Below are 22,236 nucleotides of genomic sequence, written 5' to 3' on the forward strand. Positions count from 1 at the left end.
GTGAGACATCCCATGACCGATTCCCGTGCCCGCGATATCCTGTCCCGCCAGTCCGAGCTCGAGAGCGAGCGCAGCCAGTATGAGGCGGTGTGGGAGCAGGTGGCGGAGTTCTGCGATCCCGACGCGCCCGACATCTGGGGCGGCCGCGGCGGCGGCGGGGCGGGTTCGCAGGCCGAGCGGCAGGAGCGGCGGGGCGCGCGGGTCTACGCCAACACCATCAACTCGGGCGCCAACCGGCTCGCTGCAGGGCTGGAAAGCCTGATCATTCCGCAGTCGGAAAAATGGCACGGCCTGTCGACCGCCGAAATGAACGACGAGGAGACCGACGAGGAAAAGGAGTGGGCGGAATCCCTGCGCGATTTCCTGTTTTCGCTGCGCTACTCCGCCAATTCGAACTTCGTGCCGGCGACACAGGCCTGCCTGCGCAATGTCGTGCGCTATGGCCCGGCCTATCTCTATGCCGAGGAAGGGTTTGGTTCGACGCTGATCCGCTATGCCTCGATCCCCGTGGTCGAGGGCTATCTCAGCCGCAACCGCTGGGGCCAGGTCGACATCTTTCACCGTCGCTACGAGCGCACCGCGCGGCAGGCCGCACAGCTGCTCGGCTATGAAAAGCTGCCGGTGCGCATCAAGATGCTGGTCGACGATCCGGCCAAATGCGAGACGAAGATTTCGCTGGTCCAGTGCATCCAGCCGCGCGACGAGCGCAAGATGTATAGGCTCGGCGGCCACACCCAGTATCTCGACACGGCGTTTGCCTCCTACCACGTCATCGCGGACGAGGAGGAGATCGTGCGGGAAAGCGGCTTCCGCACCTTCCCGGTGTCGACCTTCAACTGGCGCCGCTATGAGGGCGATCCGTACGGCGTCTCGCCGACCATCGAGGCGCTGACGACCGTGCGCGAGGAAAACGCCGTGCGCCGTTCCGGCTTGCGCGCGCTGCAGCAGATCACCGATCCGGCCACCGCCTCGAAAGCCAGGCTCGACTATGTGCCGGTGCTCAATCCCGGCGAGAACTATCCCGGCCTGATCGACGACAATGGCAGGCCGCTGATCGCGCCGATCTCGACCGGGCAGAACCCGACCTATGCCTTCAACTACGCGCAGAGCCGCGCCGACGAGATCCGCGACATGATGTTCGTCAATCTGTTCCAGACGCTGGTGCAGAACCCGCAGATGACCGCCACCGAAGCGCTGATCCGCCAGGAAGAAAAAGGCGCGCTGCTCGGCCCCTCCGGCTCGATCATCCAGGCCGGCTTTGCCACCAATCTCGACCGCGAGCTCGGCATTTTGGAGGACAAGGGGCTCTATGACGAGGACAGCCGCTTCCTGCCGCCGGCGAGCCTCGCCGGCAAGGCGGTGCGGCCGACCTTCACCGGCCCCCTCGACGTGCTGCGCCGCTCGGCCGAGGCGCGCGACACCATCCAGGTGGTGACGACGGCCATGCAGATGGCACAGTTCGATCCCGGCGTGATGGACAACATCGACAGCGACGAGGCGATCAAGATCGTGCAGGGCGCCGGCCGCAGCCCGCAGCGTATTTTCCGCCGCAAGGAGGAGGTCGACGGCCTGCGCGATGCCCGCGCCAAGGCAAGCCAGGCCCAGGCCGGCATGGCGGCGATCGCCACCGCCGGCAAGGTGGCCAAGGATGCCGTGCCAGCGGCCGTGCAGGCGCGCGACAGCGGCCTGCTCGACGGGCTGCAAGGCATGCTGCTGCAGGGTCAGGCCGGGCCGGCTGGCAAAGGTGTGCAGGGAACATCGGGAGCGGCGACTGGTCCGGACGCGGCGGGTGGCGGCGCATGAGCCACCAACGCTTCGCCCATTCCGCGCAGGTCGGCGGCCCAACCAAGGCACGCGAGGCGCTGACCAAGGCGTATCTCAGGGTGTTTTCCGGCGCGGACGGCGAAATGGTGCTGGCCGACCTCGCGGCGACGGTCGGCTACTACAGGCGCCCTTCCTATGGCGAGTGGATGGCGCGGACCCGCACGCCCAACGGCTTCGAACTGCACAGCGCGCTCAGCAATGCACGCGCCGAGGTGGTGCAGCACATCATGGAATTTCTGACGCTGGACGAGGCGCAACTGCTGGCGCTGGAGAAAGCGGCGCGGGCGGAGGAGAGGTAATTCCCTTCTCCCCTTGTGGGAGAAAGTGGATCGGCGCGCAGCGCCGAGACGGATGAGGGGTGCTGGACGGAGTGAAACGTTGGTGTTTTCTGGTACACCCCTCATTCGACCGCTGCGCGGCCACCTTCTCCCTCAAGGGGAGAAGGGAAGACCAGCGCGCCGGTGCCTCAATAGTCGCCGTTATAATACCGGTCGTCGCAGGGCGCGGTGTAGATGCGGCCGTCGCGGTCCTGGTAGCGGCACATCTGTTCGCCGCGGCGCTGCGGCTGCGGGGTGGTGGCTGAGCCGACGACCGCGCCGAGCAGGGCGCCGCTGGCCGCGCCGATGACCGTGCTCTTGGTGTTGCCGCCAATGGCCTGGCCGACGAGGGCGCCGCCGGCGCCGCCGATCAGCGCGCCGGTTCCGGCTCTCTGCTGGCCTTCGGTCTGTGCGCAGCCGGCAAGTGCTGCGGTCATCAGCACGGCGGCAATGGCTTTGTGAAAGTTCATATGAAGTCTCCCTTGAATGCCTGAAATCCCTATGGCTCGCCACGTGCCGCCGCATTGCGGCGGAACGGGGGCACCAGGCCTCACGATATAAGACAGGGTTTCTCGGGCGTTGATGGACCGGGGCCCGAAAAACACCTCATGCGAACAAGGCGGTAGCGCCGATCCTTGTCAGAATGATTCAGCCTTTGCCGGTTCGGCCTGGCCTTCTGGTCCAGTTAGTCCGGCCTGCCAAAATCTCAACAATGGAGACATACCAATGACCCGAGGTCTTCCCCGCACTCTTGTCGGCGCCGCTGCCCGCGAGGCCGGCCTTGCCCCGCCGAAAGCCGGCCTGAAGGCCGTCACCACAGGGCAGGGCGGCGCCTTCCGCACCGTGTTTTCGTTCAGTGCCATGCCCGTGGCGGTCACCGACGCGCTGGCCTATGCCAGCCAGAAGATCTTCGACTTCACCGACGGCAAGGTGCGGATCAAGGGTGGCACGGCAAGGTTGCAGTTCGCTGTGCTCAGCCCCCGCGCGGCGACCGTCAACGACAATGCGGCCCTCACCTGGTCGCTCGGCTCGGCGCCGGCATCGAGCGCGACATTGGCCTCGACCATGGTCAATGTGCTCGCCGCCACCGCTCGCACGCTCGACGGCGCCGGCGCGGCACTCTCCACCGCCTCGACCGCCGACATCGCCGCCGCCGCGACGCTGGATGGCACCGCCACGCCGGTCGATCTCTATCTCAACCTCGCCTTGCCCACCGGCACCGATATCGACGCCGACGGGACGATCGCGGTGACCGGCACGATTACGGTGCTGTGGGAGAACTGGGGCGATAACGCCTAGGGCACGCCGATATTCCGGCGAGGCCGGCCTACAAACGGCGGTCTTCTGCGCTTCCGGTGCTTACGTACCCAAACGTACGCTCCGCTCTGGTTCTCGAAGCCCACCATTTTCGGCTCGGCCTGACCGGAATCTCGACACGCCCTGAGCCAAACATGGGCGATTGACGTAAGCGGCGATGACCGCCGATCTCCCCTCTCGTGGAGGGAGATTGGCAGCTTTGCCGCCGGCTCTTTTCTAACCCCTCACAAAGGAACATCACATGACAGATCTGGCAGACGCCGGGTCCGTGGCGGCGCGTGCGCGGCCGGCGGGCAACCCGGTACGATCACCGGCTGGTGCGGACAACGGGTCCGCCGCGCCTGTCGGCCAAAGTTGGTTTGACGGTCTTTCCGAAGGCAACCGCAAGCTCGCTGAAACCAAGGGCTGGACCAAGCCTGAAAGCCTCGATCGGGTTTTCACATCCTATGCGGAGCTGGAGCGGCAGCAGGGTGAGAGCCTGCGTATGCCCCAGCCCGACGCATCACGGGAAGACTGGGACCGGTTTCATGCCCGGCTGCCGGAGGCGTTGCGTCCGGTCACCTCGTCCGAAAAGGTCGAGTACCGGCGCCCGGAAGGGTTGCCGGAAAATTTCGCCTATTCGGACGAGCTCGCCCAGGCGTCCAAGGCCTGGGCGGTCGAAGCCGGGGCCTCGCCGAACACCGCGCAGGCCTATCACGACAAGTTCGTCGGCTACATGGCCGAGCAGGCAAAAGCACAGGAGATCGCGCTCGCCCGCTCGGTCGAGGCCACGCATGACGACCTTGTCAGGGACTGGGGACCGACCGACAGCGACGGCTTTCGCCGGAAGCTCGAGGTCGCCAACCGGGCGATGAAGAAGCTCGGCCTCGTCGACGCCTACAAGGCGAAGGGTATCCTTCTGCCTGACGGGGCGCTGACCGATCCGCAGATCGCCAAGGCGTTCCACGCCATCGGCGAGGCGATGTTCACGGAAGACACGATCGACGGCGGTGCTGCTTTCAGCGCAGCCAATCCGTTCAAGCGCAACGCCGCCGGCGAACGCAACATTTCGGCGATTTCAGCCCTCGTCAAAAGCGACCCCGCCCGTGCCCGGAGGCTGGCCCGCGAAGCCGGTGAGGACCCGGATCGGTGGATGCCGAATAATCCTCGCTGACTTTGAGAGATCACCGCTAACCAACGCAAAAGGAAGAGAAAAATGGCAGATGCCTACACCCGTATCGCGGACGCGATCGTGCCGTCCGTCTATGCGCAATATGCGTTCGAGGAACATGTCCAGTCGCTCGAAATCTACCAGGCCGGAATCCTGTTTTCCGACCCGGCCATCGCCTCGAAACTGTCGATGGGTGGCCGCTCGGTCGACATGCCCGGCTGGAAGGATCTCGGCAACGACCCGTCCGAGCCGGTCAATGACGATCCGGCCGATTCGATCGAGATGAAGAAGATCGGCTCGCGTCGCGAGGTCGCCGCCCGCAATGTCCGTGCCCAGGCGTGGGGCGTTCCGGACCTGACCTCGATCCTGGCGGGTGACGATCCGCAGAAGCTGATCGTCAAGCGGCAGACCGAGTACTGGCAGCGCGCCAACAAGCTGACCTTGCTCGGCATCCTGAAAGGCGTCGTCGCCGACAACATCGCCAATGATGGCGGCGATCTGGGGCGCACCACCGGCGCCTCCATCGTCGACACCGACATCATCGAGGCCGCCTATCTGATGGGCGACCGCGCCGACAAGTTCAAGACGATCTGGATGCACTCCAAGCAGATGAAGGCGCTGAAGCTCGCCGACCTCATCGACTATGTGCCGTCCTAGCAGCAGGGCGGGCCGCTGATCCCCTATTACATGGGGTTGCGCGCCGTCGTCGACGACGACATTCCCGTAATGGCGGGCGTCTACACCGCGTTCATGTTCAAGGACAAGGCGATCCTGTGGAACGAGCTGCCGGTCAACACCGAAGGCGGGCCGCTGGAGTTCGACCGCAAGCCACGCCAGGGCCATGGCGGCGGCGTCACCGAAATGGTCGGCCGCCGCCACTTCGTGCCGCATGTTCCCGGCACCCGCTTCCTCGACGCCGCCTCGGCCGGCGAATTCGCCACCGATGCGGAACTCGCGCTGGCGGCCAACTGGGACCGCACCGCGTCGAGCGTCAAGGCCATGACGTTCATCGCGCTGAAGACGACCGAGGCCTGATCAAGAGGGGCGGGGGCGAAGGCTCCCGCTCCCTTTCCGAAACTCGACGCCAGCCCCGCCCCGGATGACCTGCGGCGCGACAAACCAGCCGGCACCCGTGCCGGCAGAGGATCGGGCCGCTGAAACGCGGGCAATGCCTCGTTGATGCGCTGGAGCGGCCGAAGCCCTAGCCAGATCAGAAGGCGGAACTGGCCCATCCGCCGCTCAAGCTTGCTTCGCGGTGATGATGGAGGTCTGAGTGGGAATTGAACCCACTACGTCGGTTTTGCAGACCGATGCGTCACCGTCCCGCCCTCAGACCATCCTGCGTCTTTAGGCAATGCAATGTATCCCGTCAACTTGACTGGGAATTACGAACTACGGTCAAATACGGTGACAGTGCACTATCTTGTTTTCGTCGCCTGCTCCGCCTTCCCGGTTGACCTACACACAATGACAGCCGGACGAAGTGCACTGTCACCGTAACTCCCCACCGAGGCCTGATCAGGCCAGGGCGAGGGGCGGGGGCGACGAGCTCCCGCTCCCTGCACGAATAGTCGAATTGCAAGTGGTGACGTAACTGTTTCCTTGCCGAGGGCAGCTAGAATGGCGGTCTACTGCGGTGCGAGAATATTAATTTGAACTGGTTCCTTCCTGCCATCATCATAGGCCTTGTCCTGTCCGCGCCGTTTCAATTGTACGGAGGCCATCTTCTCGGAGAGGAAATCGAGGCTGACCCTCCAAGGGGCAATTCCCTGTACTCGATGCTCTATTCAATCTCGAGTTGGGCAAAGTATGGCGCTCTCAAGCGACAGGCCGACCGGGGCGATCGTTTCGCCTGGTGGTGTTTGCCCTTGTTCGGCTTGCAGCTGGTATGGTGTGCTCTCGTCGTCTTGGCGTTGTTCTCCACCATGATTTGGCACAAGTAGCTAATCTGACAGGCTATAGCCCGCCAGCTCCAAACTCGCATCGACACAAAATCCCAAGCCGCTTCGCAGCGGCTTTTTTCATGCCCGAACTGTCCCGATCAACCCTTCTCACGGAGGCCTGACCCCATGGCCATCACCCCGCTCGATATCGCCAACATGGCGCTTGCCGTGCTCGACGAGGCGCCGATCGACAGTCTCGACCAGGACGTCAAGGCAGCGCGCCTCATCAACCTGCATTTCGACCTGACGCGGGAGGCGGAGCTGACCAAATATGCCTGGGTGTTCGCGATCCTGCGCGCCACGGTCGCGGGCTCGGACACCGGCGGCGACGCGTGCAGCTTGAATTTCGCCTACGAGTTGCCGGCCGACTGCCTGCGGCCGCTGCCGCCGACCCGCAATGGCGAACCGGATGGCGTGCCGATCTCGTGGCGGCAGGAGGCCGACCTGATCTACAGCGACCAGCCGGGGCCGCTGCTGATCCGCTATGTCGCCAACCCTCACCGATCCGAACGACTGGGACGCGCTGTTCACCTAAGTGCTGGTGGCCGCACTCGCCATCAAGGTCGCGCATCCGCTGACCCACAAGTCGGGCATGATCGACATTGCCCGCTCGGCCTATGACCGGGCGCTGGACGCCGCGCTCAACGCCAGCGCCATCCAGCGCGGCGGCCGGTCCTATACCGCGTCGTGGGCAAACCAACGCGGCGACAACAGGGTTGCGCCCGGCGACAGCAGGATCTCGCGCTGATGACGGCGCTCTATCCGGTCCAGGACGTCTTCACCCGTGGCGAGATTTCGCCGCGCCTGCACGCACGCGCCTCGCTCGATTTCTATCGGGCGGCACTGGCCAAATGCGAGAACTTCGTCACGCTGCCGCATGGCGGCATCCGCAAGCGCGGCGGCACCTATTTTGCCGGCGAGGTAAAGATTTCGACGAAGAAGACGCGGCTGATCCCCTTCATCTTCTCGGCCAACCAGGCCTACGCGCTCGAATTCGGCGACCTCTACATCCGCGTCTACGCCTATGGCGCCCGCGTCGGCACGGTCGAGGTGGTGACGCCGTATCTCGAGGCCGACCTGTTCAACCTCCAGTTCGTGCAATCCGCGGACCAGATGTGGATCACCCATGAGACCTACCCGACCAAGGTGCTGACGCGCACCGCGCAGACGGCATGGGCCCTGAGCGACTACCAGTTCCTCGACGGTCCCTATGACCCGATCAATGCCACGGCGACGGCGCTGGTCCCGTCCGACTACGGTTCGCTGACGCCGCCGATGACATCCAACGCCGCGCCAAGCGGCACGGTGTCGGGCTTTGGCGGGTCCGTGGACGCGTGGAAAGTGTTCGACAAGGACAGCGTCAGCCACGTCGGCACTGTCGGTGATACCGGTTCCGTCACCTACCGCACGGCCGGCGGCGCGCAGGTCATCGTCGAAAACTACACGCTGACCGCACGCTCGGGCGGCACCCAGGACAGGACGCCGACGAACTGGGTGCTCGAAGGGTCGAACAACGGCACGACATGGGTGGCGCTCGACACCCGAACCAGCGAGATCGCCTGGAATGCCGGTGAAACCCGCTTCTACGAGTTCGTCAACAAGACCGGATTTGAATACCATCGCTTCACCTGGAAGGCGATCGACGGCGCCACCGATGTCGACTTCGCCGAACTGACCTTCAATCGCGCCGCCGCCAGCCAGACGCCGTTCAACCTGACGGCTTCCTCGGCCGTCGGCATCAATGGCGGCGCCGGGTTCCAGGCCAGCGATGTCGGCCGCGCCGTCCGCCTGTTCGGCTCGGACGGGCGCTGGCGCTGGGCCAAGATCATCGCCCGCAACAGCACCACCGTGGTCACCATCCAGCTTTATGGCTTTGCACTGCCTGACCTCGGCCCGATCACCCGCTGGCGGCTCGGCACGTTCGTTCCCGGCAAGTATGTCCAGTCGGGCTCGCTCTACGAGGAGCGCCTGGCCTTCAGCCGGAAATTCTCGGTCTATGCCTCGGCCACCGGCGATTTCGACAATTTCGCGCTCGGCGAGAAGGATGACGACGCGCTGGAGTTCGTGCAGGCCGGTGGCGGCCAGGCCAACGATATCGTCTGGATCGCCGAGTCCGACGGCGCGTTGCTGATCGGCACGTCGGGCGGCGTGCGGGCCCTGTCGGGCTCGGGCATCGACGAGGCGCTGACGCCGACCTCGTTCAAGAACCGGCGTTCGCGCACCTTCGGCTGCGCCCGCATCCGCCCGGTCGATGCCGGCCAGTCGTTCCTCTATGTCACCCGCTCGCGCAAATCGATCGCCGAGCTGACGCAGACCGCGCAGAGCCGTTTCACCTCCGATGATGTCGGCCAGATCTCCGAGCATATCCCGAAGCTTGGCGTGGTCGAACTGGCCTTCCAGACCGACCCCGATCCCCTGCTGTGGTTCCCGCTCGGCAATGGCGAGCTTGGCGGCTATACGCATCAGCCATCGCAGGAAGTCCGGGGCATGCACAGGCATCGCCTGGGCGGCGACTTCGGCGGATTGGGCCGGGCGGTTGTCGAAAGTGCCGTGGTGACGCCCGGCCAGAACGGCAATGACGATCTCTGGCTGGTCGTCAAGCGTACCATCGGCGGCGCCACCAGGCGCTTCATCGAGATCAAGACCGCGCCCTTCGAGTATGGCGCGATAGCAGACGCCTTCGAGGTCGATTGCGGCCTCACCTACTCCGGGGCGGCAGTGACGACGGTGGGCGGCGCGCTGCACCTGGCCGGCCAGTCCGTCGACGTGCTGGCCGGCGCAGAGGTCTATCGCGGCCTGACCGTCAGCAGCGGTGGCACCGTGAGCTTGCCGCCCGGGTCGGCCGCATCCGCCAAATGGCAGCTCGGCCTGCCCTATGCTGCGGGCGCCGACACGCTGGAGCTCGATGTCGGCGGCCGCGACGGCTCGATCATCGGCCGCCGCAAGAAGGTGGCGAAAGTGATCCTGTCGCTGCTCGAGACCGACACCACGGGGCTCGAAGTGCAGTCGCTCATGCGCGGCCGCTGGGAGCCCGTGCGCATGCCCTCGATCGTCGCGCCGGATGGCGGGGCAACGCTGTTCACCGGCAATGTCGAGGTGCCGATCGACGACAGCTGGGAAGGGCAGGGAAGGGTGAGGATCCGCCACGTCAACCCGACGCCCTGCACCATCCGCGCTTTTACGCCGGTGTTCGACGCGGAGCCTTAGCGGCGAGGCGCAAGCCGAAGGTTGCATTCCCGCCCACCCCCCTCTGGCCGGCACCCCTGCCTTCGCCAATCGCCAACGTTGTAGGCGTAGCGGCAACGCCTGAACTGCCAATCTCCCTCCTTGTGGGGGGAGATGGCCGGCAGGCCAGAGGGGGGTGCTGTCCCGCCGGCGTTGATCTTTTCCGCTTCGCAGATCGCCCCTCACTCCTCCTCCCAAAAGGACCCCACCCATGACATCCCCCCATGCCGAGCAACTCGGCAGGGCGCGGACGGCTGCGGAATTCGCTGCCGTCATCGCCTTGCTCGACACCGACCTAACCGACGCGCTTGCCCGCAGAGCCGAGCTGGCGCAAGCCGAGGACCGCGCGGTGTTCGGCGATGGCGACCTTGCCGCCGCGCGTGCCGCGCTCGACGACTGCAACGCGGCAATCGCGCTCTTGGAAAAGACCATCGACGCCGCCGGCAAGCGCCGCGCGGAGGTCGCGCAGAGCGAAGCCCGCGCCGACATCGCAGCACTTGGCGACGAGATCAAGGCGAGGGCGGCTCTGCTCGGCGAGCGCTGGCGCTGCGTCCGCCGGCTGGTCGAAGAGCTGCGCCAGCAACTGTTCGAGGCCGATGCGCTGGCTCGCGCGATCGCCACCGCCAACGGCCTGTTCGACGCCGCCGGCGTCGCCGATTTGAAGGTGAACCTGACCACCACCCGCCGCGCTGCGATGGCCGGGCCGCGTGCCGCCGTGCCCGCTCGGCTCAGCCGGCCGGCGCTGCAGGCCGACCGGCTCTTGCTGTCCTTCCTCAGCCCCGGCGGCGCGCTCGACCCGCGCCCGGCGCTCGGCGCGCCAGTCAAGCGCGTCGAAGGCAAGTCCCCCGAAGTGAGGCGTCCCGGGGGCGCCAAAAGCCAATTCCTTCCCGCAACCAAACCCTTCGGCGAACGAGGCTGAACCATGTGCACACTCGCTCTTCTCGGCACCGCTCTTTCGGTCGGCGGCGCGCTGGCCGAGGGCCGGCAGTCGAAGCAGATGGCCGACGCCCAAGCCAGGGCCTACGAGCAACAGGCGCGGGCCGACGCGCAAAGTGCCGCCTTCGAACAGGGCCGGGAGCGCCACAAGCAGGATCTCCTGCAGGCGCAGGCGCGCGCCGAGGCCGGCGCTTCCGGCGTCGGCATTGCCGGCTCGCCGGCCGAGGTGCTGGCGGCCAACGCCGGGCAGGGCCAGCTCGACCTCAAGGCGATCCAGTACAGCTCGCAGCTGCGCCAGAACAATCTCGGCACGCAGGCGGCCATCTCGCGCTTTTCCGGCCGGCAGGCGGTGGCGGCGTCGATCTTCAACGCCGGCAATGCCCTCGTTGGCGGCCTTTCCAAAATCTACGACCCGACGAAGAGCCCGACCTCAGGCACGGCAACGAGCGCGGTGCCGACGCGGTCGGTGATCCTCGGCGGTTCGACCCTCAGGGCTCCGTGGGCAGGGAACATCTAAATGGCGACCATTCCTCTCCAAATAGCCCAGCGCCGGCTCGAGACCGGCAATGCGGTGCAATACCCGAACGGCTCGCCGGCCGGCCGGGCGATGCAGGGTTTTGGCGACGAGCTTTCCGCTGTCGCCGAGCGCTACCGGCAAATGAAAGAGCGGCAGGACGCGTTCGACGCCGAGATCGCGCGCCGCCGCTTCAACGGCCGCATCGCGCAGGCGGAAGACGAGGTGACGGCGAATGCGCCGGCCGACGGCGCAGGCCTGCATGACGCCATGTACGGCCAGGTCGATCCGCGCACCGGCCGGGTGGCCAAAACCGGCCTGTTCGACACGCTGTTCGACGAGGCCTTGCAGACCATGCCCGAAAGCCAGCGCGCCGCTTTCGCCAGCCAGAAGGAGGCGATGCGCACGCCCGGCTCGCTGCGCATGGCCGCAAGGCAGCGAGCGCGGCGTGATGATTATGAGCTGGCCGAGTTGACCGAGGTCGACAACATCTCGACCAGCGCGATCGCAAAAGGCAATCCGAACGACATCGGAAGTTTCGAAGCGATCCGGCAGAGCGGGCTTGACCTGATCGCCAAGATCGGCAACCCGCTCGCCCGGCAAGCGGCGGAAGTGGTCTGGCGCAGCAACACGGCCAAGGCGTTGGTCCAAGCGATGATCTCGCAGGATCCGAAACGCGCTGCCGAGATGCTAGGCACGGCGCAGGCTGGAGGCCGGACCAAGGACGACAGCGCCGAGGCCGTTGGCGCAACCAACTCGACACCGCCGGATGGCCAGACAGCCGTCGTATCGCTCGACGCCATTACCTATTTGGCGCCAGGCGATGTTGCCGCGCTACTCGATCAGGCCAACACGGCGACCGCCGCGCAGTTGGTCGATGCCCGCGCCAAGGTGCAACTCGCAGAGCAGAATGCGCCGGCGGTCATCGCCAGCACGGGTCAATATCCCGAGGAGAAACCAACCGCACAGGATTTCGTCAACATCTACGGCGCAGGCGAGGGCGCGGCCCGTTTCCAAATCTTCAATCTAACGACCGGCGTCGCCGATGCATTCTTCAAAATGCGCCGTGCGCCAAACCAGGCGATCCACGCTGAGCTTCGGGATTTTGAGCCAGGCCCTGATGGCTCGCCGGAGCAGCGCGAGCAATATGAGATTAAGGCTGGCGCGGCGCAATTGGTGCTGGGCGCCAGGCGCGACGACCCTGTCGACTATGTCAGCCAGATGTTCCCGGGGCTGGCCCCGGACTGGAGCAAGGTCTCGACGCCTGAGGATTTCCAGGCTGCCGTGACTTGGGCCCTCGCTGCGCAGCAGCAATTGGGCTTCGACAGGATCCTGGCCGTTCCGCGGGCCCTTGCGGACAATCTCGGCGGGAGATTTGTCGATGACAGTGTGCCGGTGCGGCAACGGATCATTGAGCTCAGCGACATTCTTAAAGCCGTGCGCGACCCGAAAGCGCGCTTCGCGCTGGCCGGACAGGTGTTTGCGTCCAGTTTGGCTCAATTGCGCGAGAATACAGCCAACAATCCGAAGATCACGCTCGCAGAGCAGGAAGCCCAGGAAAGAGCTCTCGAGGCCGATCTGACAGTGATGGCGTATCATCCAGCCCGTGTGCGGTTCAACGCCGGGCCACGGTGGCAAAAGCCGTTTGCCGCGTTGAATGACGATGCCAGGCTGTTTGCGAACAGCACGACATTCAGTCAGGCGGACAGGCTCTCCGCCGGCATGAACTCGCTTTTCTCCAGCAAGAGCTACGACGAGCTGCTGGCCGCGGAGCAGGCTGAAACCGAGGATGCTGCGGATCGTGCCGGTCCTGCGGCAATACCAGTGGAACTGCTTGGCGCCTTCGCCTCCGGCCTCGGCCTGCAAAAGGCAGGCATTACGTTCACCGGAAAACTCGCAGCCGAAGGTCTGAGGGGATTGCGCGGCCTATTCACACGAAGCGCCACCGCAGCGGCCGACGGCGTGGTGTTTGGCGGCGTCGACGCCGCCCTCAATAGCCGGGACATCCTAGGAGAAATGGGCACCGGAGCGCTTTGGGGCGCTGGCGGCATTGTCCTTGCCGAAGGGCTCGGTGCGATCGGCAGGCAGGTTCTGGCACGGCTCACCGGCTCGCCACCATCTGAATTTGCAAGAGGCGGACCTGCTGAAGACGCAACCGAAACTGTAGACGTCGAAGCGTTGGGACGATCGCAAAGTGCTGAGATCCCGCCTGTAAGAATCACTGACGAGGACGACCTAAAACTCGTCCCGACCAAGCGCATCACGACGAACAGAGCTCTTCGCAAAGAATGGGAGGAGCTACACGGTCAGGCTTGGCCCAAAGACCCTAAGACCGGTCGAAATATGGACGTTTCCCATGAGGTACCGCTGGCCGATGGAGGGGGAGATCACGTATTGAATGTGAAGCCTCGTTCCCGGGACGACCATATAAGGCATCATCAAGATGCTGGAGATTTTGCGCGCTGGGCTAAGAGGCGATGGCGCAAGAAGAACTTAATTGGTGGAGACGGAGTATGAATGCAATCGCCCCAGATCTCAGCAAGGTCAGTCGTTTGCCGCTTGCGGCGGACGATCCGGACGCGGACGATAATTTTGACGCCGCCCTTGGCGAAGCCCGTGAATATATTCAGTTTTATGACTGGGGAAAAAATATCAAGACGGAGTATTTTGGATATGGTGCCGAGGGCATAGTATACATTTTTCTCTTCGAGATTTCGCCTGGAAGGCCAGATGTACCCGCATGGATATGGGTGATCGTGGGTGATGTGCCTCCAGCTTACATGCCAGGCGACGACGTCAGAACTCCGTATGAGGCGCTGGATGGATACATTGGCGCCATGGAAGAATGGGTTGAAGCCGCCCGGAAGGGGAAGTCCGTTGCGAAGCTGATTCCTGTCAATGTTCCGGCGAATCCCGCCAACGCGGAAATGTTGGGTAGGCGTCTCAAATTCCTGGACGAAAAGGTTCTGCCGCTGCTTCAAGAGTGATGTGTGGTGGCTCGTCGGCAGGTGCGTCAGGGTCCGGCCTCGCGCAAGCGACAGAGACAGAGACAGTTGTGCGAACATCGCGGGATGGGCTGAGCCGGCAATTGCGCAGAATTGCAGGTGATACTGCACCACTTTTCGCCGCCTTCCTCGCTCCCTCTACGTTCAACCTACCCGCTGTGGCAGCCAGACGAACATGGAAGTGCACCGTCACCGTAGTCGCACCGCTCGCGCCTGCAGAAGGGCACTGCGTTGCGCTACGTCCTCGGCTTTTGCGCTTTAGGTAGGTTTAATTCCGTACGGGTTGTGGCTTTCGGCGCCGGTGCTTGCCGCCGTGTGCCGCCGGGCGTCTTGCCAAAGCTGATTGCGGGTCCGCCACCGCGTTGCAAGCTACCTCTTTGGATGAGATGGGACCAGACCATATTCGTTGGCGCAAATACGGTGACTGTGCACGGTTTCTTTTCGCCACCTGACTCGTTTTCCGGATTTCGCGGGCTTCCGGTTTGCCCGGCAATCCGATCCAGGCATGCCTCGCCGCCCACCGGCCGGCCGATATACCGGCGCAGCGCGCAGTGTCACCGTAATTCCTCCGAGTCCGGTTCAAGGGCATCTGGGATCGTTGTGGAAGCCAATCACGGCGTTCCATCAAAGTTTAACGATCGGGAAAGGGCCGTGGAAAGCACGTGCGGTAACAGTTGATTCAACCATCGCTGGTATATTAGGGAGTGTAAGTAGCGGCTCCGACAGTGCGGGGGGCGCTGTGTGCCGGAGCCGCCGGCGCAGTCCGGTTGGGGTTGACCGCGCCGTCCTATTCTGGGACAGCGCGGTCAACGATTCGTTAAAATTTTCCGGAACTAATAAAGCGCATGCTAATTGCATCGGCGCCCGACAATTTTCTTTTCGGCGGCTGCCTCGCCTTCCCGGTTAACCTGCACACAATGACGGGCCGAACGCACTTGGCAAGAAGTGCGCTGTCACCGTAATTCCGGGCCAGGCCATTTCAAAGCAGGGCCAGGCCGCATTTAAACCCGCCACACAATCCGAAACGTTCACAGCCTCGCTTTCGCGGGGCTTTTTTCATGGAGAAAGCCCTATGGCCCGACCTGCAACTGCCGCCGTTCGCCTGTTGACCGGCGAACGCGAACCCGTGCGCCTGGCAACCACGGGCAACATTATCTTGTCGGGTCTGAAGACCATCGACGGCGTGCTGACCGAGGTCGGCGACCGGGTGCTGGTGACCCACCAATCGGACCAATCAACCAATGGCATCTACACGGCCAGCGAAGGCGTATGGTACCGCGCAGCTGACGCGCGCACGTCGCGGACTATGCAGAAGGGGACCACTGTCCGGGTCCACAAGGTTCGCAGGCCGATTTCGTCTATTCATTCCTGGCATTCGAGCCGGTGATAGGAACCAGCGCCATCACCTTTTCGCTGTGGTCGCTCGGGCATATTGGAACGGAGCGCTATTCAACGGAATTCGGCTTTATCGATGATGGCGTAACGGACAATGACGCCGCATGGGCATTGGCGAAGGTAACGCTGGGTAGCGTCGACACTCTGGTCATGCTCACCAAAGCTATGGGCGTTTTCTACTTCGCCACGACGAGCGATTTCACCGGCTTGCTGATCGATGCATCCAGCAATCCTACCTTCACCGGACCTGGCGTTTACAATGACCGAACGCAAACGCAGAAAGCCAACGGCGACCCCGCCGTAACGGTGGTTGGGACCGGGGCACTTACGTTCCTCTGCGCCACCCTTCACAGCACCTTCAGGTTTCATGCCGAGCCGGTCGACAAGTTCGACTGGCTTACGGATGGCAACGTGGCCCACGAGGAACCGACGGTCATTGACATGACTACAGCCGCGATGAACCGCTTTTCGTGGCCAAATGGGAATACGTTGATCGCCTCGTCGACAGGCGTCTCGAAAGCGGCAAACCTGATCAACATCGACTGGTCGACCGCTCCGACGAACACGCTGATCTTTGCCGGCTTTGTGCCGGAAGTGGGGTGCCAGTATTCGTGGACTTGCGGATACAACGCGACCGACGTTGGCTATGTCGTTCTGTATTACCGTGGCGGCTATCACACGATTTACGCGTCGGTCGCCGGCTTGATGACGCACAAGAAGCTCACAGCACTGAACACGTTTACCGAAGTCACGGTCCAGCATTTCGGCGACGGCGGCCCGGCCGATGTGGAACCGGCCTACCAGCTTACAAAGGCGTCGATCACGGTCGATTTGATCACGCCCACGCGCTACCAGGTCGGGTTGAATGGCGTCATCATCGCCGATGGTGAGTTGGCTTCACCGGCCTTGCTCATAGGGCCTGGCGCTCTTCGGCCAGCGGCCGGCGCCGAGGTCGCCAATTTTCAGAACGTGGTCAAGACCCGCAACCCGACGCGGCTTGCGCCTCGGCCAATCCGCGCGCTGTTCGTCGGCGACAGCAAGATGGACGATATCATGATCGGCTGGCCGCGCGACATCGCGCGGATCATGCAGGGATCGATGGGCACGCAATGGGAGTTTTCCAAGAACATTGCGGTTGCTGGCGAAATCCTAAATCAGCAACTCGTGCGCATAAATGCCGAACCCATGTCAGGCTATACTGACGTGTTCATTGGCCTGGGCACCAACGATGCGCAGGCTTCAACGACCGTTTCGGCGTTTGCGTCGGACTTCGCCCTGTTGCTCGATCGGGCGCTAGCAGCCGGAGCTAATGCTATTGTTCTGCTTACCCCGCAGTTCTACCAGAGATCGGCCGCACAGACCTACGGCGGTTTCGGCCAGAACTCTGGCAGCGGTAGCAACGTGCCCATCTATCGCGAGACGATCCGCCGCGTTGTCGCGACGTACCGGGACGCTGGCAAGCCGGTGGCGCTTGTCGATGCCGGCAAGATTTGCGGGCCTAATATCGCTCGATATCTCAACTGGAGCGGTGATCAGAACCGCGTGGATCCCAACGTGTTCGACAACATTCATGAAAGCCGCAGCGCCCGCACCAAGATCGCTCATGCCTGCGCAAGGGCGTCCTACGGGTTGTCAACGCGCAGGCGTACGCCAACCGTCAAAACTATGCTGGCCCTCACTTCGGCAGGTGCTACGGTTGCCGCCAATGCGACGATGTATCTGGGCGCATACTCTTCGGCCACTCATATCTTCCCGGCAATCACTGTGCCGTATGCCGGAGTAGTGCGCAATCTTCGGGCAATAGCATCTGCCGTGCCGGGTGCTTCGCAGACCTACACTTACACGCTATTCAATAACGGCGTCGCTACGCTACTCACATGCGTAACCACCGCAGCAGCAATAACGTCCGCTGATACACTTAACCTGATACCAGTCGTGGCCGGTGACAGTCTGTCAGTGCGAGTGATGAATTCTGCTACAGGCGCGGTTTCCACGCACCAATGTTCGGTTGAGATCGACGCTTTATAAGGTGTTGGGCGTTAACTGACGCGGCTGTTGCCGCGTCAACCCTTCGCTGGTATCCATCCGCGATGCTCTATAAAAACATCCAGGGTCTTCGGGCCGTCGCGGCTCTAATGGTGGTGTGGGTTCATTTCTACGGCCATTGGCTGGAACCAATTCCGGGCGCTGTCGGGCCGGGTGGCGTCGATCTGTTCTTTGTGATTTCGGGCTTCGTGGTCTTTTTGGCCGCCGACAGGCTGGGCAAGAAAGCGGAGATCGCCGGACGGTGGCGCTCTTTCCGAGAGTTCGCAGTCAAGCGCGTGTTTCGCATCTACCCCGTCTATTGGGTCGCATTCGGCGTTGCCTCGCTCCTGATGACAACGGTTGATCTTGGCTCGCGCGCGCTGCCACAGAAACCATGGTGGGAGTTGGCGCTGCTCATCAATTCGCCTAACAATCGAATCCTGGCGGCTTGGACACTGCAATACGAGATGATTTTCTACAGCGTGTGCGCGCTGGCGATCCTGGTGTTTCCGCGCCGCATTCTGGTTGTCTTGGCACTTTGGTTCGCGGTCGTTTTTTATGTGTGGGTCGCCGATATTCAGGGGTTTCCAACGTATCTGATACCGATCGTCTTGGAGTTCTCCTTTGGCATCGCTGTGGCCCTGATGGCTGAGAGGAAAATCGCCGGCTATGCGTTGCCCTCTCTGGTCCTTGGGGTTGTTGGCTTTGCTGTTGGTGCGACTGTTCTGAAACATAATGGCGGATGGGGTCTGCCGCCTATGTGGCGCGTCTCGTGCATCGGCCTACCCAGCGCCTTCATTGTTTACGGCTGCGTTGCTTTGGAAATCAGGAAGGCTTGGACGTTCCCGAAGCCTTTGGTTCGTTTGGGGGATGCGTCCTATTCGCTCTATTTGTGGCACCAACTGCTGTACGCGGTGATGGTTGCCGTGTTCGTAAGTCCGGGCTATGCGGGGATGCATGATCAAAGGCTGTTGTGGGTTTTCTCGGTTCCAATAGCCCTGACGGTTGGCTTCGCCAGCTTCTATCTGATCGAGCGGCCCATCAACAAATCCGCGTGGGTAGCGCGGCTGGCAGGCGTGGAGCCAAAAAAGCCGAGTGCTGCACCGTTAACTGTCACAGCGGCCAGGACTGAGGCAATCCAGCAAGCTGTTTGAAGTTTTTCGTCAGAAACCGGGAATACTTGCGCCCAATTCGCCTTCCGCAGAGCGTTGAGTACCGCCCCGTGAAGCCGACGCCGCCTGTCATCGCATCGGGCGGCGGTGCGATGCCGGACTTGCCCGGCAACCGCCGTTAGAGGATGGAGACGTCGGGGCAATGCACTATCGGAACGTCCAGGGCCTGCGTGCCGTGGCGTCATTGATGGTCCTGGTCAGTCATGTGCTTCACCCTTCGTGACGATGCGGGGGCACTGGACAACGCCTTACATCTCCAATTTCGGGCCTGGCGGCGTCGACATCTTCTTCGTGATTTCGGGCGTCATCACCTACGCCGTTGGAGAAAGGGCCGGCAGCCAGTCCATGGACTGGGGCCGGTTTGTCGTGTCGGGCGGTGGCTGCTGGACAGGGTCGGCAATGCCTTGATTGGAAAGCGCGTCAGGGTTTCGACAATCTGGCCGGCCGAGTGACTGGGGCCACTCAGCGAGCGTTTCGGGTTCAGAGTGGTATTTCCGAGCTGTGCCATCCAGTGTGATGTTCGCCAACGTCCGCCGCTATGTGAGCGCCGGCGCCCCCAAGGGTGCCTCCGGTGCCGGCTGGCCTGATCGAACACCGCCATTGGCAAGCGGTTGCTGAGGCGCCGGTGGCTTGGGCGCCAGGCGCGATATGCGTCTGCGCAGCGGCGTCTCGACATAGCGGAATGAATAGTAGCTGGCGATCGTCACAACGATCAATGTCAGCCCGAACCAGATGGGTTTCGGCAAAAGCGAAATTGGCGTCCACATCTTGAGCGCGACATAGATGGGCAGATGGAGCAGATAGACGGAATAGGAGATGTCGCCATACCACTTCAGCACGCCGCGCCCCAACAGGCGCTGGGCAAGCGGGGAGGCTGTCGAAAGCAGGATGAGAGAAGGCAGATAGACAAGGTACAGCGTGTTGCCGAACAGGGATCTTGGCAATTCCAGGACATCGATCATCCCTGACCACGACAAGACGTAGAGGACCAGAAGCGCAACGACCGGGGCATCGTACGACTTGTCCGGCTCGAGCTCGATGCGCCCTGCGACGACGCCGACGAGAAACAGAGGGGCGGCCTGTATGAGAACAGGCGTGCTCATGACGACCCCCTGGAGCATCGCCGCTGCCACGAGCAGCAGGAAGTTGGCAGCATTGCCCATGCGCTGGCACATCCACCAGATCAGGGGGAACACGAGATAGAACTGGATCTCTCTCGGGATCGTCCAGAACACGGATTGGCCGGCCCAGAAGACGTAGTGGTGCCACCATCCATCCCACTTCAACCCGTAAAAAGGCTGGTCGCGACCTGTCAGCAAAAGCCAGGCATAGGCTGCCGTCACGCAGATCAAAAACAGTGGAAGGACGCGCGCCGCGCGTTTGACCCAGAAGTCGATCACCGCCGAGCCTGAAATCGGGGCAGTCGAATACTTCCTGCCCATCAGAAACCCGGACAGCACGAAAAACAGTTGAACGCCGACGATGCCGCACCAGGCAAAGGTGATGGGATGCCAGGGTGCATCGGTCGCGAAATGCTGAAGGAAGACTGACAGCGCGGCGATGCCGCGCAGCCCGTCGAGCGCGAATATTCGCGCATTGTTGTTCAGCAAGTCAGATCCCCTGTCGCAGGACGACTATAGCCAAATTCCCAGACTCAGCAACCTGCCCGGAGAGGGCGGAAAGGAACTGCCATGGACCGCAACTTCGCGCGGGCGCTTGCGCTCGTCTTGAAATCGGAAGGCGGGTGGTCGGACAATCCGGCCGACCCCGGGGGCGCCACGATGAAGGGCGTGACGCTCGCCAACTTTCGCCGATATGTGAAGGCGAATGCCACCAAGGCTGACCTGCGCAAGATCAGCGACCAGCAGGTCGCCGCCGTCTTTCGCCGCTACTACTGGGATGCGGTGCTCGGCGCCGAATTGCCCGACGGGGTCGACCATGCCGTGTTCGATTTCGCCGTGAACAGCGGGCCGGGCAGGGCGGCGAAAACCCTGCAGGCGGCCCTGGGCGTCGCCCAGGATGGCCGGATCGGGCCGGCCACCCTTGCCGCGGCCAGGGCAAAGCCGGTCGGCGTCACCATCGACGGGCTTTGCGACGCGCGGCTGGCGTTTCTCAAGCGGCTGCCGACATGGGCAACATTCGGGCGCGGCTGGTCCGATCGCGTCACGTCGGTGCGGGCTCAGGCCTTGCTGATGTCGGCGGCACCTGTGACCGCGCCGGCGCCTGTGCCGGCCGCGTCGTCGCCCGGCGTCGAAAAGCCCGCTGGCGGGGCGCCGGCGGCCCAGCCCGTGCCGCCGGCCGTCAAGACAGCTGCCGCAGCCGGCATCCTCATCCTCATCGCCGGAACGCTCGCGGCCTTCCGGCAGCACGTCGGCGATTTTTTCGGGAGCCTCTTTTGATGAAATTCCTCAACACCAACGCGCTGCACAATCTGCTCAACACGCTGATCGCGATCATCTGCGGTGGCGCCCTGGTCGGCTTCGACTGGACGATGTTCGGTGTCACCGATCTCACCGCGCTTCAGATCAGCGGCGCCATTGCGCTTGCCAAGATCATCATCAACGCGGTGCGTGACGGGCCGCGCGGCATGGTCGCGCCGCCGCCGGTCGAGGAGAAATGAGATGGGAGTGCTCGCCCTGCTTGGCCAGTTCTGGCCGTATGCTTGCAATGGGTGCCGCGCTCGCCGCTCTCTGGACGGCCTACGCCAAGGGCAAGGCCAGTCAGAAGGCCAGGCAGGATGCCACCGACGCCGCGGCGCGCAGCCAAGCCCAGAAGATCGACGACGCCGTTGCCGGCCGGACGCCGGACGACAACAGGGGGAGGCTGGCGAAATGGTCAAGATCATAGCGCTTTCGCTCCTGCTGACCGGCTGCGCAAGCGCTGGTGGGTCATTCTGCGCGGTCGAGCGTCCCATCCGGCCGGCAACGGCAGAGGTAGCGACCCTTTCCGGCGCGTCGGTGGCGGCGATCCTGGCGCACAATGAAAGGGGCCAGGCGCTTTGTGGATGGAGGCCGTGATGCACGATCTTTTCGACCTGCTCGGCATCAAGGGACCGGTCGTCGCCGCCGGCCTTGCCGGTGGCGTCCTGCGGGCGCTGTCGCGGCATCGCTACAAGCTGCGCGAAATGGTGGCCTCACCGATCTGCGGCGCGCTTGCCGCGGCCTATCTGACGCTGCCGGTGGTGTCCTATGTCAGGATCGCCGGCCTGCCGATGCCCGACCCCGCCGACGACACCACCACGCTTGCAGCGGCGTTCCTGATCGGCGTCTGCGCCATGTGGATATCGGACATCCTGTTCGAGTTTGTCGTTCGCAGGTTCAAGCCTGCGCCGGACGAGTGAACTCGCCAGCCGCAACCAACCGCCCTGCCGGATTGGTCCCAATTCTCCATAGCCTGCCCGCTGCCGCAAGGTG

22 protein-coding genes and 1 tRNA gene are annotated in these 22,236 nt (G+C 63.4%); 20 read left to right on the forward strand and 3 right to left on the reverse strand.

The window, feature by feature from the left end; translation table 11 throughout:
- Nucleotides 1–12: 12 nt before the first annotated feature.
- Nucleotides 13–1,803 carry a portal protein gene (locus tag AC1DZU_RS17000; RefSeq protein WP_477286556.1) on the forward strand — a complete coding sequence of 597 codons (1,791 nt, stop codon included), beginning with the start codon at nucleotides 13–15 and terminating at the stop codon, nucleotides 1,801–1,803.
- Complete coding sequence (locus AC1DZU_RS17005) at nucleotides 1,800–2,123, forward strand: Bbp19 family protein (RefSeq protein WP_477286558.1); 324 nt, start codon at nucleotides 1,800–1,802, stop codon at nucleotides 2,121–2,123. Before AC1DZU_RS17000 ends, AC1DZU_RS17005 begins: the two co-directional genes overlap by 4 nt.
- A 167-nt stretch (nucleotides 2,124–2,290) precedes the next feature.
- On the opposite strand, the gene AC1DZU_RS17010 is transcribed toward AC1DZU_RS17005, so the two are convergent.
- Nucleotides 2,291–2,611 (reverse strand): YMGG-like glycine zipper-containing protein, encoded by a 321-nt coding sequence (locus AC1DZU_RS17010; protein ID WP_095091384.1) that lies wholly within the window; start codon nucleotides 2,609–2,611, stop codon nucleotides 2,291–2,293.
- 256 nt (nucleotides 2,612–2,867) lie between these two features.
- Between AC1DZU_RS17010 and AC1DZU_RS17015 the strand changes: the two genes are divergently transcribed.
- The 4 genes from AC1DZU_RS17015 (at nucleotide 2,868) to AC1DZU_RS17030 (ending at nucleotide 5,643) form a co-directional block, all read left to right on the forward strand.
- The gene (locus AC1DZU_RS17015; protein WP_477286560.1) at nucleotides 2,868–3,440 is read left to right on the forward strand and encodes a hypothetical protein; all 573 of its coding nucleotides are present in this window, start codon (nucleotides 2,868–2,870) and stop codon (nucleotides 3,438–3,440) included.
- A 259-nt stretch (nucleotides 3,441–3,699) separates the two neighbouring features.
- Nucleotides 3,700–4,611, forward strand: a complete 912-nt coding sequence (locus tag AC1DZU_RS17020; RefSeq protein ID WP_477286562.1) for a hypothetical protein — start codon at nucleotides 3,700–3,702, stop codon at nucleotides 4,609–4,611.
- 42 nt (nucleotides 4,612–4,653) lie between these two features.
- Nucleotides 4,654–5,265 carry a hypothetical protein gene (locus AC1DZU_RS17025; protein ID WP_477286564.1) on the forward strand — a complete coding sequence of 204 codons (612 nt, stop codon included), beginning with the start codon at nucleotides 4,654–4,656 and terminating at the stop codon, nucleotides 5,263–5,265.
- A gap of 30 nt (nucleotides 5,266–5,295) precedes the next feature.
- A complete protein-coding gene (locus AC1DZU_RS17030) occupies nucleotides 5,296–5,643 on the forward strand; it encodes a hypothetical protein (protein WP_477286566.1) in 348 nt (115 codons plus the stop codon).
- Nucleotides 5,644–5,870: 227 nt separating this feature from the next.
- Here the strand turns inward: AC1DZU_RS17030 and AC1DZU_RS17035 are convergent.
- Nucleotides 5,871–5,944 (reverse strand) — tRNA-Cys (locus AC1DZU_RS17035).
- Nucleotides 5,945–6,677: 733 nt separating this feature from the next.
- Here AC1DZU_RS17035 and AC1DZU_RS17040 point away from each other — a divergent pair.
- From AC1DZU_RS17040 to AC1DZU_RS17085, 10 genes are all read left to right on the forward strand, one after another.
- Entirely contained in the window at nucleotides 6,678–7,172 is a 495-nt protein-coding gene (locus AC1DZU_RS17040; RefSeq protein ID WP_477286567.1) for a phage connector family protein, read from the forward strand.
- Nucleotides 7,144–7,299 carry a hypothetical protein gene (locus tag AC1DZU_RS17045; protein ID WP_477286569.1) on the forward strand — a complete coding sequence of 52 codons (156 nt, stop codon included), beginning with the start codon at nucleotides 7,144–7,146 and terminating at the stop codon, nucleotides 7,297–7,299. The genes AC1DZU_RS17040 and AC1DZU_RS17045 overlap by 29 nt, the downstream gene beginning before the upstream one ends.
- The gene (locus tag AC1DZU_RS17050; RefSeq protein ID WP_477286571.1) at nucleotides 7,299–9,758 is read left to right on the forward strand and encodes a phage tail protein; all 2,460 of its coding nucleotides are present in this window, start codon (nucleotides 7,299–7,301) and stop codon (nucleotides 9,756–9,758) included. Before AC1DZU_RS17045 ends, AC1DZU_RS17050 begins: the two co-directional genes overlap by 1 nt.
- A gap of 229 nt (nucleotides 9,759–9,987) precedes the next feature.
- On the forward strand, nucleotides 9,988–10,695 hold the full coding sequence (locus AC1DZU_RS17055) for a hypothetical protein (protein WP_477286573.1): 708 nt from the start codon (nucleotides 9,988–9,990) through the stop codon (nucleotides 10,693–10,695).
- 3 nt (nucleotides 10,696–10,698) lie between these two features.
- Nucleotides 10,699–11,229, forward strand: coding sequence for a hypothetical protein (locus AC1DZU_RS17060; RefSeq protein ID WP_477286575.1), 531 nt, complete (start codon nucleotides 10,699–10,701; stop codon nucleotides 11,227–11,229).
- Between the two features lie 342 nt (nucleotides 11,230–11,571).
- Nucleotides 11,572–13,743: a hypothetical protein gene (locus tag AC1DZU_RS17065; RefSeq protein ID WP_477286577.1), complete on the forward strand. Its 2,172-nt coding sequence runs from the start codon at nucleotides 11,572–11,574 to the stop codon at nucleotides 13,741–13,743.
- Nucleotides 13,740–14,213 carry a hypothetical protein gene (locus tag AC1DZU_RS17070; protein WP_477286579.1) on the forward strand — a complete coding sequence of 158 codons (474 nt, stop codon included), beginning with the start codon at nucleotides 13,740–13,742 and terminating at the stop codon, nucleotides 14,211–14,213. The genes AC1DZU_RS17065 and AC1DZU_RS17070 overlap by 4 nt, the downstream gene beginning before the upstream one ends.
- A gap of 1,090 nt (nucleotides 14,214–15,303) precedes the next feature.
- Nucleotides 15,304–15,618 (forward strand): hypothetical protein, encoded by a 315-nt coding sequence (locus AC1DZU_RS17075; protein ID WP_477286581.1) that lies wholly within the window; start codon nucleotides 15,304–15,306, stop codon nucleotides 15,616–15,618.
- Nucleotides 15,615–17,654 (forward strand): SGNH/GDSL hydrolase family protein, encoded by a 2,040-nt coding sequence (locus AC1DZU_RS17080; RefSeq protein ID WP_477286583.1) that lies wholly within the window; start codon nucleotides 15,615–15,617, stop codon nucleotides 17,652–17,654. Before AC1DZU_RS17075 ends, AC1DZU_RS17080 begins: the two co-directional genes overlap by 4 nt.
- Before the next feature lie 62 nt (nucleotides 17,655–17,716).
- Nucleotides 17,717–18,805 (forward strand): acyltransferase family protein, encoded by a 1,089-nt coding sequence (locus AC1DZU_RS17085; RefSeq protein WP_477286585.1) that lies wholly within the window; start codon nucleotides 17,717–17,719, stop codon nucleotides 18,803–18,805.
- 554 nt (nucleotides 18,806–19,359) lie between these two features.
- Here the strand turns inward: AC1DZU_RS17085 and AC1DZU_RS17090 are convergent.
- Nucleotides 19,360–20,433, reverse strand: a complete 1,074-nt coding sequence (locus AC1DZU_RS17090; RefSeq protein WP_477286587.1) for an acyltransferase family protein — start codon at nucleotides 20,431–20,433, stop codon at nucleotides 19,360–19,362.
- An 81-nt stretch (nucleotides 20,434–20,514) separates the two neighbouring features.
- Between AC1DZU_RS17090 and AC1DZU_RS17095 the strand changes: the two genes are divergently transcribed.
- The 4 genes from AC1DZU_RS17095 (at nucleotide 20,515) to AC1DZU_RS17110 (ending at nucleotide 22,163) form a co-directional block, all read left to right on the forward strand.
- Nucleotides 20,515–21,222 (forward strand): glycoside hydrolase family 108 protein, encoded by a 708-nt coding sequence (locus AC1DZU_RS17095; protein ID WP_477286589.1) that lies wholly within the window; start codon nucleotides 20,515–20,517, stop codon nucleotides 21,220–21,222.
- On the forward strand, nucleotides 21,222–21,443 hold the full coding sequence (locus AC1DZU_RS17100; RefSeq protein ID WP_477286591.1) for a hypothetical protein: 222 nt from the start codon (nucleotides 21,222–21,224) through the stop codon (nucleotides 21,441–21,443). The genes AC1DZU_RS17095 and AC1DZU_RS17100 overlap by 1 nt, the downstream gene beginning before the upstream one ends.
- Before the next feature lie 20 nt (nucleotides 21,444–21,463).
- Nucleotides 21,464–21,670 (forward strand): hypothetical protein, encoded by a 207-nt coding sequence (locus AC1DZU_RS17105; RefSeq protein WP_477286593.1) that lies wholly within the window; start codon nucleotides 21,464–21,466, stop codon nucleotides 21,668–21,670.
- Nucleotides 21,671–21,839: 169 nt separating this feature from the next.
- Complete coding sequence (locus tag AC1DZU_RS17110) at nucleotides 21,840–22,163, forward strand: hypothetical protein (protein WP_477286595.1); 324 nt, start codon at nucleotides 21,840–21,842, stop codon at nucleotides 22,161–22,163.
- Nucleotides 22,164–22,236 lie beyond the last annotated feature (73 nt).

The organism is Mesorhizobium sp. P2_A12, assembly GCF_056405075.1.